The sequence below is a fragment of the Actinomadura sp. B10D3 genome, from assembly GCF_039871695.1.
Lineage (GTDB): Bacteria > Actinomycetota > Actinomycetes > Streptosporangiales > Streptosporangiaceae > Spirillospora > Spirillospora madurae.
On the sequence record NZ_JBDPLY010000003.1, the window covers coordinates 316,212 to 329,238 of the forward strand.

Sequence of the window (13,027 nt, forward strand, 5' to 3'; positions counted from 1 at the left end):
CAGCACCGCGTCGTCCCGGCACCGCGCCCGGGCCGGCGACCTTCCCCCGGTACCGAGATGCCGACACGTGCGAGCCACGCACGTGGGCGGTCGCATGCGACGAGCAGGAGGCGCAGCACGCATGGCCGACTCTTTCGTTCACCTGCACGTTCACACCGAGTACTCCATGCTCGACGGAGCCGCCCGGCTGAAGCAGATGTTCGAGGAGGTCGGGCGGCAGAAGATGCCGGCGATCGCCATGACCGACCACGGCAACATGCACGGCGCCTACGACTTCCACAAGCAGGCGACCGCCGCCGGGGTCACGCCCATCATCGGCATCGAGGCCTACCTGGCGCCCGAGTCGCGGTACCACAAGAAGAAGGTCCAGTGGGGTGAGCCGAGCCAGAAGCGCGACGACGTCTCCGGCGGCGGGCTGATCAACCACAAGACGCTGTGGGCGCGGAACAGGACCGGTCTGCACAACCTGTTCAAGCTGTCCAGCCGCGCCTACACCGAGGGCTTCGTTTTCAAGTACGCGCGCATGGACGAGGAGCTCCTCGCCGAGCACGCCGAGGGCGTGATGGCCACCACCGGCTGCCCGTCCGGCAAGGTCCAGACCCGGCTGCGGCTCGGCCAGTTCGACGAGGCGCTCAAGGCGGCCGCCACGTTCCAGGACATCTTCGGCAAGGAGAACTACTTCCTGGAGCTGATGGACCACGGGCTGGAGATCGAGCGCCGCGTCCGCGACGGGCTCATCGAGATCAGCAAGAAGCTGAACATCCCGCCGGTCGTCACCAACGACTCGCACTACACCCACGAGTCCGAGGCGACCGCGCACGACGCGCTCCTGTGCGTCCAGGTGGGCAAGCAGCTCGCCGACCCCGACCGGTTCCGGTTCGACGGGTCCGGCTACTACCTGAAGACCGCCGACGAGATGCGCGGCATCGACTCGTCCGACATCTGGCTGGAGGGGTGCAGGAACACCCTGCTCGTCGCCGAGAGGGTCGACCCGGCGGGGATGTTCGAGTACCGCGACCTCAGCCCCCGCTTCCCCGTCCCCGAGGGCGAGACGGAGGAGAGCTGGTTCCGCAAGGAGGTCTGGAGGGGCCTGGAGCGCCGCTTCCCGGACGGCCTCCCGGAGGGCTACAAGGAGCAGGCCGAGTACGAGATGGACGTCATCCTCGGCAAGGGGTACCCGTCCTACTTCCTCGTCGTCGCCGACTTCATCATGTGGGCCAAGCAGAACGGCATCCTGGTCGGCCCCGGCCGCGGCAGCGCCGCCGGCTCCCTGATCGCCTACGCGATGGGCATCACCGACCTCGACCCGATCCCGCACGGGCTGATCTTCGAGCGGTTCCTGAACCCCGAGCGCGCGTCCATGCCCGACATCGACATCGACTTCCCTGAAGACCGGCGGGCCGAGGTCATCAAGTACACGACGGAGAAGTGGGGCGCCGACAAGGTCTCGTTCATCGCCACGTTCGGCACCATCAAGGCGAAGGCCGCCATCAAGGACGCCGGCCGCGTCCTCGGGTTCCCCTACGCCCTCGGCGACCGGATCTCCAAGGCGTTCCCGCCCGCCGTGATGGGCAAGGACATCCCGCTGTCGGGCATCTTCGACGAGAAGCACCCCCGCCACGGCGAGGCCGGCGAGCTGCGCAAGCTGTACGAGGAAGAGACCGACGTCAAGCAGATCATGGACCTGGCGCAGGGCCTGGAGGGCCTGATCCGCCAGACCGGGGTGCACGCCGCCGGGATCATCATGTCCGGTGAGACGATCACCGACCACGTCCCGATCATGCGCCGGGACGCCGACGGCGCCATCATCACGCAGTTCGACTACCCGACCTGCGAGACGCTCGGCCTGCTGAAGATGGACTTCCTGGGCCTGCGGAACCTGACGATCATCGATGACGCGCTCAAGGGCATCGAGAAGAACAAGGGCGTCAAGGTCGACCTGCTGGCGCTGCCGCTGGACGACAAGAAGACCTACGACCTGCTCGCCCGCGGCGACACCCTCGGCGTGTTCCAGTTCGACGGCGGCCCGATGCGCTCCCTGCTCCGGCTGATGAAGCCGGACAACTTCGAGGACATCTCCGCCGTCGGCGCCCTCTACCGGCCCGGCCCGATGGGCGCGAACTCCCACACCAACTACGCGCTCCGCAAGAACGGGCAGCAGGAGATCACCCCGATCCACCCGGAGCTGGAGGAACCCCTCAAGGAGATCCTCGACACCACCTACGGCCTGATCGTCTACCAGGAGCAGGTCATGGCGATCGCGCAGAAGGTGGCGGGCTACACGCTCGGCAAAGCGGACCTGCTCCGCCGCGTCATGGGCAAGAAGAAGAAGGCCGAGCTGGACGCCCAGTACGTCGGCTTCGAGAAGGGCATGCTCGACAACGGCTTCTCCAAGGAGGCCGTGAAGACGCTGTGGGACATCCTCGTCCCGTTCTCCGACTACGCGTTCAACAAGGCGCACTCCGCCGCGTACGGGCTGGTCTCCTACTGGACGGCCTACCTGAAGGCGAACTACCCGGCCGAGTACATGGCGGGCCTGCTCACGTCCGTCGGCGACGACAAGGACAAGAGCGCCCTGTACCTGTCGGAGTGCCGCCGGATGGGCCTGAAGGTGCTGCCGCCGGACGTCAACACGTCCGAGGCCGACTTCACCCCGCTCGGCGACACCGAGATCCGCTTCGGGCTGTCGGCCGTCCGCAACGTCGGCCACAACGTGGTCGACGGGATCGTCGCGGCCCGCAGGGAGAAGGGCGCCTACACCGACTTCAACGACTTCCTGAACAAGGTCCCGCCGCAGGTCTGCAACAAGCGGGTCGTGGAGTCGCTCATCAAGGCGGGCGCGTTCGACGAGCTCGGCCACCAGCGCAAGGCGCTGCTGATGGTGCACGAGCAGGCCATCGACTCCGTCATCGACATCAAGCGCAAGGAGGCCGTGGGGCAGGACTCCCTCTTCGGCGCCCTGGAGGACGAGGGCGGCGAGGACGCGTTCGCCGTCGCGATCCCCGAGGGCGAGGAGTGGGACAAGACCACCCTGCTCGCCTTCGAGCGGGAGATGCTCGGCCTGTACGTGTCGGACCATCCGCTCCTCGGCGTCGAGCACATCCTGGAACGCGAGGCCGACTGCGCCATCGCCGCGCTGAACGAGGGCGAGCGCCCCGACGGCCAGGTCGTGGTCATCGCGGGCCTGCTGTCCGGGCTGCAGCGCAAGGTCACCAAGCAGGGCAACTCCTGGGCCATGTTCCAGCTGGAAGACCTCGCCGGCTCCATCGAGGTGCTGTGCTTCCCCTCGTCCTACCAGCTGTGCTCCACGCTCCTCGCCGAGGACGCCATCCTGATCGTCAAGGGCCGGCTGGACCGCCGCGAGGACGTCGCGAAGATCATCGCGATGGAGGTCACCCAGCCGGACCTGACCGTCACCGACGCGACCGGCCCGTTCTCGGTCACGCTGCCCCTCGGCCGCTGCACGCCCCCGACGGTGTCGCGGCTCAAGGAGGTGCTGGTCACCCACCCGGGCACCGCCGAGGTCCACCTGCACGTCCAGAACGGCCCGCGCACCACGGTCGTCCGGCTGGACGACAAGCTCCGCGTGGCCCCGTCCCCGGCCCTGATGGGCGACCTGAAACAGCTCCTCGGCCCTTCGTGCCTGGGCTGAGAGGTCAGGCCTCCAGAAGGGTGCGGGCCGCGGGGACGACTTCCCGCGCCCACCGGCGGACCTGCGTCTCGCCGTTGCCCTCCGGCCGGTACACGAAGGAGTCGAACCCGGTCTCGGTGGCGAGGTCGGCGAGCACGCGCGCCCAGCCCGCGGCGTCGGCGCGGACCGGCTTCTCACCCCGGAGCCGGACGGTGCCGGGCTCCTCGGTGATGTCGCCGACGAGCTGGGCGACGCGGGTGATGCCGGACGGGGCCCGCCCGGCGTCCTCGGCGGCGCGCGTGATCGCGTCCTGCGATGCGCGCCACTTCTCGTACGGCAGGTAGTGCGGGATCGGCGCCGCCCACCCGTCCCCGACACGCCCGGTGAAGGCCGGCGCCTCGGGGCCGACGGCGCCGACCCAGATGCCGACCGGATGCGCGGGCGCGAGACCCGCGTGGACCCCGCCGGGACTAAGAAACCGCAATCAGTTCGGCTTTCCAATCCACGAAGCGGCCCAGGCCGTCGAAGCGGGCCTGGGCGGTGCCGCCGCCGGGGAGGGCGACCTCGGTGAGGAGGTCGGTCTGGCGGTAGGGGACGCGGTGGTGGGAGAGCAGGCCGGCGAGAGTGAGGCGCGGCTCGTGGGGGAACAGCGCGGTCGCGTTCGCGAGCAGGCGGGGGAGGGGGACGGGGTCCCACTGGGCGGGCGGCGCCTGCGGGTCGTCGACGTGCAGGTAGGCGGAGCCGCCGTCGTAGCCGGCGCCGATGTAGCCGCCTCCGCCGAGGACGCCGCCGGCGGCCATGGCGATGAGCTCGCCGCCGTGCCCGGCCGGGCCCTCGTACCAGGACAGGTCGACCTCGGGGGTGGTGAACTCGGTGATGCCGAGCCGTTCGCCGATCGTCCGGATCACCAGGGTGGGGGTGACCGCGGGGTGCGCGTCGCCGAACTGCGGGTTGGCCCATCCCCACAGCCAGGTGCGCTCGCGCGCCGCGTAGCTGCCGAGCAGGGAGACCCGCACGGTGACGCCGCCGCTGGTGTAGGTGCGGGCGGTCAGGTCGGCGCTCCAGTCCTCGCGCGGCAGGAACTCGGCGAGCGTCTCCTGCTGCTGCAGGACGACGGCCGCCAGCGCGGCGCCGAGGCGTTCGAACGCGGGACTGAATCCGGACATGTCGGGCACATTATCCCAGTTGTCGGGGCGGTCGTGGGCGGGAATCGGACACCCTTCGAGAGTCGATCGGCTGACCTGGGCAGGCTAGGCTTTCGCTGTCAGAGGACTTCCACCTAGGAGCGTACGAGGTGCGGCGACCGACCGGGAGGCTCTTGACGATCTGGGCGGTCACCAGCGCCGCCGTCGCGCTGCTGGGGCCGCTCGCGGGACTGCTGTGGGCGGTCACCGCCCCCAAGGTGTCGTATGTGGTCGTGCAGGGTGAGGCACTTCTGGCCGAACCGGAAAGCCAGGGGCCGATCGGCATCGACGCCCGGTTCGCGCTGATCGCGCTCGTCGCCGGGATGCTGTGCGGCGTCGTCGCCTACCTGGCGGGCGGGCGCGGCAACGACGTCGCGCTGCTGCTCGGGCTGGCCGCCGGGGGCGCCGCCGCGGCCGTGCTCGCCTGGCGGACCGGCCACATGATCGGGCTCGGCCACTTCCAGGACGCCGTCCGGCACGGGCGCGACGGCACGACCGTCGAGGGCGTCGCCGACCTGCGAGCCAAGGGCCTGCTCGTGTTCTGGGCCCTGCCCGCGGTAGCGACGTACGGGCTGCTGGAGATGGTCGTCCGGCGGCTACCCGCGGGCGATGACGGCGACGCGGGCGCCGGTGAGGCGGACGAGGTCGGCGGGGACGAGCTCGATCTGGAGGCCGCGCCGGCCGGCCGAGACGTAGACGGTCCCGAGCGCTGACACCGACGCGTCGACCACGGTCGGCAGCCGCCGGCGCTGGCCGAGCGGGCTGATCCCGCCGACGACGTACCCGGTGGCGCGCTCGGCGTCCCGGGGGTCGGCCATCCGGGCCTTCTTGCCGCCCGCCGCCGCGGCGAGAGCCTTGAGGTCCAGGCTGGCGGAGACGGGGACGACGCCGACCGTCAGGTTCCCGTCGACCTCGGCGAGCAGCGTCTTGAAGATCTGGTCGTGCGGGATGCCGAGGGCGTCGGCGGCGGCCTCGCCATAGGACGCGGCGTCCGCGTCCACCTCGTAGGTGTGCAGCGTGTACTCGATGCCGGCCTTCGCCGCGGCGACGGTCGCCGGGGTCCCCTTGCCGCCCTTGGTCTTGGCAGTGCTCATGGGGGAGAGTCTGCCGTGCGCGATCAGTTGGGTGTGAACGACCCGTCGAGGAACTGCCCGGCGGGGATCGTCGGGAGCACGTCCAGGATGCGGTTCTCCCGGGCCAGCAGGTCGCGTTCGGCCTCCAGCCGCAGCGCCGCGTCCTCGCACTCCAGCAGGCGCTGCTTGTCGTGCCCGTCCAGGACGAGCGCGGCGGCGACCGCGTACGACAGCGCGACCGGGTCGCCGGGCGGTTCGGCCCGGTCGAACGGCACGGCGCCGGCCGCGCCGAGCCGGTGCCGGTAGAGCCGGAACAGCCGGCGGACCCGGGTCGCGAGGGCGCCGGCCTCGGCGCCGGCCTCCTCGGGCAGGAACTCGACCTCGCCGCGCAGGTAGGGCCGCGAGCGGTCCAGCTCCTTCAGCCGGAACCGCCGGGTGCCGACCGTGACGATGTCGTAGCGCCCGTCCGGGTGCGGCGTCACCTCGCGCAGTTCGGCGACGCACCCGATCTCGGCGAGGCGGTGCGCGGCCCCCTCGCCGACCTCGTGGCCGAGCTCGATGCCGACGACGCCGAACCCGCGGGGCTCGGGCTGTTCGAGAAGGTCGGCGATCAGCCGGCGGTACCGGTCCTCGAACAGGTGGAGGGGGAGCACGAGCCCCGGGAACAGGACCGTGCCCAGGGGGAACAGGGCGAGCCGCTCGGTCACAGTTCACTCCCACGCTGCCGGGCGCACCGGGAGACGCCCCTTCGCCGTCAGGGTACGTCCATATTGATGATCTTGGTAATGGTTGGTTTTTCACAGTGTGAAGAGGATGGGCGGTGGAAATATGTCCCGCGGGCCACTTCCGGCGTATTGGCCATGCCGCCCGGCCGGCGCCCGTCGGTAGCGTCGGGGCCATGAGGATGCTGATCGTCGACGCCTTCACCGCCCGCCCGTTCGCCGGCAACCCGGCCGGGGTGTGCCTGCTCGCGGACGCCGCCGACCCCGCGTGGATGCAGCGGGTGGCCGCCGAGATGAAGCACTCCGAGACCGCGTTCGTCCGCCCGGTCGACGACCCCGGGGCCGACTTCGAGCTGCGCTGGTTCACCCCGAACACGGAAGTCGCCCTGTGCGGCCACGCCACCATGGGCACCGCCCACGCCCTCTACGAGACCGGCATCGTCGAGGCCGGCGCCCCGATCCGGTTCAGGACCCTGAAGAGCGGCGTCCTCACCGTGATCCGCGACGGCGACGGCGGCCTGTCGATGGACTTCCCGTCGTGCCCGCCGGAACCGATCGATGTCCCCGACGGGCTCGCCGAGGCGCTCGGCGTCCCGGTGTCCGCCGCCGGGCGCAACGTCCAGAACGACGTCCTCACCGAGGTCGGCGACGAGGCGGCGGTCCGCGGCCTCGCCCCCGACACGGCGGCGCTCCGCCGGATCGACGCCCGCGGAGTGATCGTCACCGCGGCGGCCGATCCCGGGCGGGAGCACGACTTCACGTCCCGGTTCTTCGCCGCCCGCCTCCTGCACGGCGACGGCGAGGACCCGGTGACCGGCTCCGCGCACTGCGCCCTCGCGCCCTACTGGGCGGAGCGCCTCGGCCGCGACGCGATGACCGGCTACCAGGCGTCCGAGCGCGGCGGGTACGTCCGGGTGGCCCTGCGCGGCGACCGCGTGATCCTGTCCGGCCGGGCCGTCACCGTCCTGGACGGCACCCTCACCGCGTGACCCGGCGCCGCGTCTCGGCACGTGAGACGGTGCGCGGGGGACCGGTGGCACTCCGTAGACTGGACGGGTGATTTCCCGTATCGACCTGCGCGGCTCGCTTCCCCGCGAGCTGCGCTCCGTGCTGCCCCGCGCCGAACTCGACGTCGAGGCCGCCCTGGACAAGGTGCGGCCCATCTGCGAGGACGTGCGCCATCGCGGCTCGGAGGCGGTCCGGGAGCACACGAAGGCGTTCGACGGGGTCGCGCTGGACGGCACGCGGGTCCCGGTCGAGACCGTCCACCGGGCGCTCGCCGAGCTCGACCCGGCCGTCCGGGACGCGCTGGAGGAGAGCATCCGCCGGGCCCGGACCGTGCACCGCGCCCAGCGCCGCACCGACGTGACCACGCAGGTCGTGCCCGGCGGCACCGTCACCGAGAAGTGGATCCCGGTCGGGCGGGTCGGGCTGTACGTACCGGGCGGCCGCGCCGTGTACCCGTCCAGCGTGGTGATGAACGTCGTCCCCGCGCAGGAGGCGGGCGTCGGCTCCCTCGCCGTCACCTCGCCGCCCCAGAAGGAGCACGGCGGCCTCCCGCACCCGGCCATCCTCGCGGCCTGCGCGCTGCTCGGGGTCGACGAGGTGCACGCCGCCGGGGGCGCGCAGGCGATCGCGATGTTCGCCTACGGGACGGACGAGTGCCCCCGCGCCGACCTGGTCACCGGTCCCGGGAACGTCTACGTCGCCGCGGCCAAGCGGCTGCTCAAGGGCGTGGTCGGCATCGACGCCGAGGCCGGCCCGACGGAGATCGCGATCCTGGCCGACGGCACCGCCGACCCGGTGCACGTCGCCGCAGACCTGATCAGCCAGGCCGAGCACGACACGCTCGCCGCCGCCGTCCTCGTCACCGACTCGCCTCGGCTCGCCGAGGAGGTCGAGGCCGAGCTGAAGGCGCAGGTCGCGCGCACCAGGCACACCGAGCGGATCACCGAGGCGCTCGCCGGGCGGCAGTCCGGCATCGTCCTGGTGGACGGCGTCGAGGACGGCCTGAAGGTCGTGGACGCCTACGCCGCCGAGCACCTGGAGATCCAGACCGCGGACGCCGCCGCCGTCGCCGCCCGCGTCCGCAACGCCGGCGCGATCTTCGTGGGCCCGCACGCGCCGGTGTCCCTCGGCGACTACCTGGCGGGGTCCAACCACGTCCTGCCGACCGGCGGGTGCGCCTGCCACTCGTCCGGGCTGTCGGTCCAGTCGTTCCTGCGCGGCGTGCACGTCGTCGAGTACGGCCGCGACGCCCTCGCCGAGGCGACCTCCCGGGTGGTCGCGCTCGCCGAGGCCGAGGACCTGCCCGCGCACGGCGCCGCCCTGAAGGCCCGCTTCGACTGGGAGATCCCTTCGTGACGTCCCTCAACGACCTGCCGCTCCGGGACGACCTGCGCGGCAAGGAGCCCTATGGCGCCCCGCAGCTGGACGTCCCGTACGCGCTGAACACCAACGAGAACCCGTACCCGCCGTCCGAGCGCCTGGTGAAGGCCATCGGCGAGGCCGTCATGGACGTCGCCGGGTCGCTGAACCGCTACCCCGACCGGGACGCGGTCGCGCTCCGCGAGGACCTCGCCGCGTTCCTGAACGCCGACACGCCCGGCGCGGGCCTCGACGCCGGCCGGGTGTGGGCCGCCAACGGCTCCAACGAGATCATCCAGCAGATCTTGCAGGCGTTCGGCGGGACGGGCCGCACCGCGCTCGGCTTCGAGCCGTCCTACTCGATGCACCCGATCATCACCGGGGTGTCCGGGACGCGCTGGGTGAACGCCTTCCGCGACGAGGACTTCGGCCTCGACCCCGGCCGCGCCGTCGCCGCCGTCGAGGAGCACCGCCCCGACATCGTGTTCCTCACCTCGCCGAACAACCCCACCGGCACCGCGCTGCCGCTCGGCGCCATCGAGGCCGTCCTCGAGGCCGCGCCCGGCATGGTCGTCGTCGACGAGGCGTACGCCGAGTTCCGCCGGCAGGGCACCCCGTCCGCGCTGACGCTGCTGGACGGCGACCCGCGGCTGATCGTCACGCGGACGATGTCGAAGGCGTTCGCGATGGCCGGAACGCGGCTCGGCTACCTCGCCGCCGACCCGGCCGTCGTCCGGGCGCTGCTGCTCGTCCGGCTGCCCTACCACCTGTCGGCCGTCACCCAGGCCGTCGCGCGCACCGCCCTCGCCCACGGCGAGGAGCTGCTCGGCGGCGTCGAGGCCCTCCGCCGCGAGCGGGACGACCTGGTCGCGTGGCTGCGCGCCGAGGGGTTCCGGGTGGCCGACTCCGACGCCAACTTCGTCCTGTTCGGGACGTTCCCCGACCGCCGGACGGTCTGGGAGGGCCTCCTCGACCGCGGCGTGCTGATCCGGGAGGTGGGCCCGCCCGAATGGCTGCGGGTCAGCGTCGGCACCCCAGAAGAGATGGCCGCATTCCGGACCGCCCTCCTCTCCGAGGGGGGACGACCCCCCACGCCCCCCGAGACGACTTCGTCGTCGACATCGAAGGAGATCCTGTGACACGCAAGGGCCGCATCGAACGCGGGACCAAGGAGACCCAGGTCCTCGTCGAGATCGACCTGGACGGCACCGGCCAGGTCGACGTCGCGACCGGCGTGGGGTTCTTCGACCACATGCTGGCCCAACTCGGCAAGCACGGCTCGTTCGACCTGACCGTCAAGACGTCGGGCGACCTGCACATCGACAGCCACCACACGATCGAGGACACGGCCATCGCGCTCGGCCAGGCGTTCCGCGAGGCTCTCGGCGACAAGGCGGGCATCCGCCGCTTCGCCGACGCCTCCATCCCGCTGGACGAGGCGCTCGCGCAGGTCACCGTGGACGTCTCCGGCCGCCCCTACCTGGTGCACGTGGAGCCGGACGGCATGGCCCCGATGATCGGCCCCGAGTACGACACCACCCTGACCCGCCACATCTTCGAGTCGTTCGTGTCGAACGCGCAGGTGGCGCTGCACGTCCACGTCCCGTACGGGCGCAACGCGCACCACATCGTGGAGGCGCAGTTCAAGGCCCTCGCCCGCGCGCTGCGCGACGCCGTGGCGTTCGACCCGAAGGTGCACGGCATCCCGTCCACCAAGGGGGCTCTGTAACCGTGCACATCGGCGATCTGCACGTCACCTACGGCAACGTGGCGATCTTCGCGGTCGCGGTGTTCCTGCTGGCGGGCGTCTACAGCTTCGTCAAGCAGGGCCTCAAGATCGCGGCGCTGCTCCTGCTGGTCCTCGCCGGGCTGGCGTTCGCCGGCGGAGTGATGTGGCTGTGAAGGACGTCGTCATCCTCGACTACGGCTCGGGCAACCTGCGCTCCGCCGAGCGCGCCGTCGCCCGCGCCGGCGCGGAGGTGACCGTCACCGCCGACTGGGACGCCGCGCTCGCCGCCGACGGCCTGGTCGTCCCCGGCGTCGGCGCGTTCGCCGCCTGCATGGCCGGGCTGCGCGCCGTCCGCGGCGAGCAGATCATCGGCCGCCGCCTCGCCGGCGGGCGCCCCGTCCTCGGCATCTGCGTCGGCATGCAGATTCTGTTCTCCCGGGGCATCGAGCACGGCGTCACGACGGAGGGCTGCGACGAGTGGCCGGGCACGGTCGACCGCCTGGACGCACCGGTCGTCCCGCACATGGGCTGGAACACCGTCGACGTCCCCGACGGCTCCGCCCTCTTCCGCGGCCTGGAGGACGAGCGCTTCTACTTCGTCCACTCCTACGCGGCGCGCGGCTGGGAGCTGGAACCGGACCCGACCGGCACGATCCGGCCGCCGCTGGTCACCTGGTCCGAGCACGGCGACCGTTTCGTCGCGGGCGTCGAGAACGGCCCGCTGTGCGCCACCCAGTTCCACCCGGAGAAGTCCGGCGACGCCGGCGCCGCGCTCCTGCGCAACTGGCTCGCCACCCTCGCCTGACCGCCCGTCTCATCCGCATCGATAAGGTTTCCGCATGACTCTGACGCTCCTTCCCGCGGTCGACGTCGCCGGTGGCCAGGCGGTCCGCCTGGTCCAGGGCGAGGCCGGCACCGAGACCTCCTACGGCGCCCCGCTGGAGGCGGCGCTGGCCTGGCAGGAGGCGGGGGCGGAGTGGATCCATTTGGTCGACCTGGACGCGGCGTTCGGGCGCGGGTCCAACCGGGAGCTGCTCGCCGAGGTCACCGGGAAGCTGGACGTGAAGGTGGAGCTGTCGGGCGGCATCCGCGACGACGCGTCGCTGGAGGCGGCGCTGTCCACCGGCTGCGCCCGGGTCAACATCGGCACCGCCGCGCTGGAGAACCCCGACTGGTGCCGCACGATCATCGCCTCGCACGGCGACAAGATCGCGGTGGGGCTGGACGTGCGGGGCACGACGCTGGCCGCGCGCGGCTGGACGCGGGAGGGCGGCGACCTCTGGGAGGTCCTCGCCCGCCTGGAGGACGACGGCTGCCCCCGGTACGTGGTCACCGACGTCACGAAGGACGGCACCCTCCGCGGCCCCAACACCGACCTCCTGCGCGAGGTCTGCTCCCGCACCGACCGGCCCGTCATCGCCTCCGGCGGCGTGTCCTCGCTGGACGACCTGCGCGCCCTGGCCGGGCTCGTGGCCGACGGCGTCGAGGGCGCGATCGTCGGCAAGGCCCTGTACGCCCAGGCGTTCACGCTGGAGGAAGCCCTGGAGGCGGTCAAATGACCGTCGCCGTGCGGGTGATCCCGTGCCTGGACGTCGACGCCGGGCGCGTCGTCAAGGGCGTCAACTTCCAGAACCTCCGGGACGCCGGCGACCCCGTCGAGCTGGCCGCCCGCTACGACGCCGAGGGCGCCGACGAGCTGACGTTCCTGGACATCACCGCGTCCAGTGCCGACCGCTCCACGACCTACGACGTGGTCCGGCGCACCGCCGAGCAGGTGTTCATCCCGCTGACGGTCGGCGGCGGCATCCGCGCCGTCGAGGACGTCGACCGCTTGCTGCGCGCGGGCGCCGACAAGGTCTCGATCAACACCGCCGCCATCGCGCGCCCGGAGTTCCTGCGGGAGGCCGCGCACCGGTTCGGCTCCCAGTGCGTCGTCCTGTCGGTGGACGCCCGCCGCGCCGAGGGCACCGACTCCGGGTTCGAGGTCACCACGCACGGCGGGCGCAAGGGGACGGGCATCGACGCGATTGAGTGGGCCCGCCGCGGCGAGGAGCTCGGCGTCGGCGAGATCCTGCTGAACTCCATGGACGCCGACGGCACCAAGGCCGGGTTCGACCTGGAGATGATCCGCCGCGTCCGGGAGACCGTCTCCGTCCCGGTGATCGCGAGCGGCGGCGCCGGCGCCGTGGAGCACTTCGCCCCGGCCGTGGACGCGGGCGCGGACGCCGTCCTCGCCGCCAGCGTCTTCCACTTCGGCGAGCTGAAGATCCCCGAGGTCAAGGCCGCGCTGCGCGAGACCGGCCACCCGGTCCGCTGACAGA

General features: G+C 72.0%; 14 protein-coding genes. 10 read left to right on the forward strand and 4 right to left on the reverse strand.

The features are described from left to right. Positions 1–121: 121 nt before the first annotated feature. Entirely contained in the window at positions 122–3,652 is a 3,531-nt protein-coding gene (dnaE, locus tag ABGB11_RS07585; RefSeq protein WP_347630220.1) for a DNA polymerase III subunit alpha, read from the forward strand. 4 nt (positions 3,653–3,656) lie between these two features. Here dnaE and ABGB11_RS07590 read toward each other — a convergent pair whose 3' ends face one another. Together ABGB11_RS07590 and ABGB11_RS07595 are read right to left on the reverse strand one after the other, a co-directional pair. Next, positions 3,657–4,115: a hypothetical protein gene (locus ABGB11_RS07590; protein ID WP_347630222.1), complete on the reverse strand. Its 459-nt coding sequence runs from the start codon at positions 4,113–4,115 to the stop codon at positions 3,657–3,659. After that, complete coding sequence (locus ABGB11_RS07595) at positions 4,102–4,797, reverse strand: DUF6882 domain-containing protein (RefSeq protein ID WP_347630224.1); 696 nt, start codon at positions 4,795–4,797, stop codon at positions 4,102–4,104. Before ABGB11_RS07595 ends, ABGB11_RS07590 begins: the two co-directional genes overlap by 14 nt. Before the next feature lie 128 nt (positions 4,798–4,925). Between ABGB11_RS07595 and ABGB11_RS07600 the strand changes: the two genes are divergently transcribed. Continuing rightward, positions 4,926–5,528, forward strand: a complete 603-nt coding sequence (locus ABGB11_RS07600; RefSeq protein WP_347630226.1) for a hypothetical protein — start codon at positions 4,926–4,928, stop codon at positions 5,526–5,528. Here ABGB11_RS07600 and ybaK read toward each other — a convergent pair. Together ybaK and ABGB11_RS07610 are read right to left on the reverse strand one after the other, a co-directional pair. Continuing rightward, complete coding sequence (gene ybaK / locus ABGB11_RS07605; protein ID WP_347630228.1) at positions 5,412–5,909, reverse strand: Cys-tRNA(Pro) deacylase; 498 nt, start codon at positions 5,907–5,909, stop codon at positions 5,412–5,414. The two genes, ABGB11_RS07600 and ybaK, sit on opposite strands and share 117 nt — an antisense overlap. A 23-nt stretch (positions 5,910–5,932) precedes the next feature. After that, on the reverse strand, positions 5,933–6,595 hold the full coding sequence (locus ABGB11_RS07610) for an LON peptidase substrate-binding domain-containing protein (protein ID WP_347630230.1): 663 nt from the start codon (positions 6,593–6,595) through the stop codon (positions 5,933–5,935). A 191-nt stretch (positions 6,596–6,786) separates the two neighbouring features. Here ABGB11_RS07610 and ABGB11_RS07615 point away from each other — a divergent pair, with 191 nt between their 5' ends. The 8 genes from ABGB11_RS07615 to hisF all read left to right on the forward strand — a co-directional run bounded on the left by ABGB11_RS07615 (position 6,787) and on the right by hisF (position 13,023). Beyond that, on the forward strand, positions 6,787–7,599 hold the full coding sequence (locus ABGB11_RS07615; RefSeq protein WP_347630232.1) for a PhzF family phenazine biosynthesis protein: 813 nt from the start codon (positions 6,787–6,789) through the stop codon (positions 7,597–7,599). 67 nt (positions 7,600–7,666) lie between these two features. Further along, positions 7,667–8,974, forward strand: coding sequence for a histidinol dehydrogenase (gene hisD / locus ABGB11_RS07620; protein WP_347630234.1), 1,308 nt, complete (start codon positions 7,667–7,669; stop codon positions 8,972–8,974). Further along, on the forward strand, positions 8,971–10,116 hold the full coding sequence (locus tag ABGB11_RS07625; protein WP_347630236.1) for a histidinol-phosphate transaminase: 1,146 nt from the start codon (positions 8,971–8,973) through the stop codon (positions 10,114–10,116). Before hisD ends, ABGB11_RS07625 begins: the two co-directional genes overlap by 4 nt. Further along, complete coding sequence (gene hisB, locus ABGB11_RS07630; protein ID WP_347630237.1) at positions 10,113–10,706, forward strand: imidazoleglycerol-phosphate dehydratase HisB; 594 nt, start codon at positions 10,113–10,115, stop codon at positions 10,704–10,706. The genes ABGB11_RS07625 and hisB overlap by 4 nt, the downstream gene beginning before the upstream one ends. 2 nt (positions 10,707–10,708) lie before the next feature. Beyond that, positions 10,709–10,879, forward strand: a complete 171-nt coding sequence (locus ABGB11_RS07635) for a hypothetical protein (protein WP_347630239.1) — start codon at positions 10,709–10,711, stop codon at positions 10,877–10,879. Then, entirely contained in the window at positions 10,876–11,511 is a 636-nt protein-coding gene (hisH, locus tag ABGB11_RS07640) for an imidazole glycerol phosphate synthase subunit HisH (protein ID WP_347630555.1), read from the forward strand. The genes ABGB11_RS07635 and hisH overlap by 4 nt, the downstream gene beginning before the upstream one ends. 34 nt (positions 11,512–11,545) lie before the next feature. Beyond that, positions 11,546–12,265 carry a bifunctional 1-(5-phosphoribosyl)-5-((5-phosphoribosylamino)methylideneamino)imidazole-4-carboxamide isomerase/phosphoribosylanthranilate isomerase PriA gene (gene priA / locus ABGB11_RS07645; protein ID WP_347630241.1) on the forward strand — a complete coding sequence of 240 codons (720 nt, stop codon included), beginning with the start codon at positions 11,546–11,548 and terminating at the stop codon, positions 12,263–12,265. Beyond that, positions 12,262–13,023: an imidazole glycerol phosphate synthase subunit HisF gene (gene hisF, locus ABGB11_RS07650; RefSeq protein WP_347630243.1), complete on the forward strand. Its 762-nt coding sequence runs from the start codon at positions 12,262–12,264 to the stop codon at positions 13,021–13,023. The genes priA and hisF overlap by 4 nt, the downstream gene beginning before the upstream one ends. The last annotated feature ends 4 nt before the right edge of the window (positions 13,024–13,027 follow it).

Excerpts from the sequence above, each read along its gene's own strand:
- ABGB11_RS07595 (WP_347630224.1), bottom strand. The coding sequence starts at position 4,797 with ATGTCCGGATTCAGTCCCGCGTTCGAACGCCTCGGCGCCGCGCTGGCG.
- ybaK (WP_347630228.1), bottom strand. The coding sequence starts at position 5,909 with ATGAGCACTGCCAAGACCAAGGGCGGCAAGGGGACCCCGGCGACCGTC.
- priA (WP_347630241.1), top strand. The coding sequence starts at position 11,546 with ATGACTCTGACGCTCCTTCCCGCGGTCGACGTCGCCGGTGGCCAGGCG.
- dnaE (WP_347630220.1), top strand. The coding sequence starts at position 122 with ATGGCCGACTCTTTCGTTCACCTGCACGTTCACACCGAGTACTCCATG.
- hisF (WP_347630243.1), top strand. The coding sequence starts at position 12,262 with ATGACCGTCGCCGTGCGGGTGATCCCGTGCCTGGACGTCGACGCCGGG.
- ABGB11_RS07615 (WP_347630232.1), top strand. The coding sequence starts at position 6,787 with ATGAGGATGCTGATCGTCGACGCCTTCACCGCCCGCCCGTTCGCCGGC.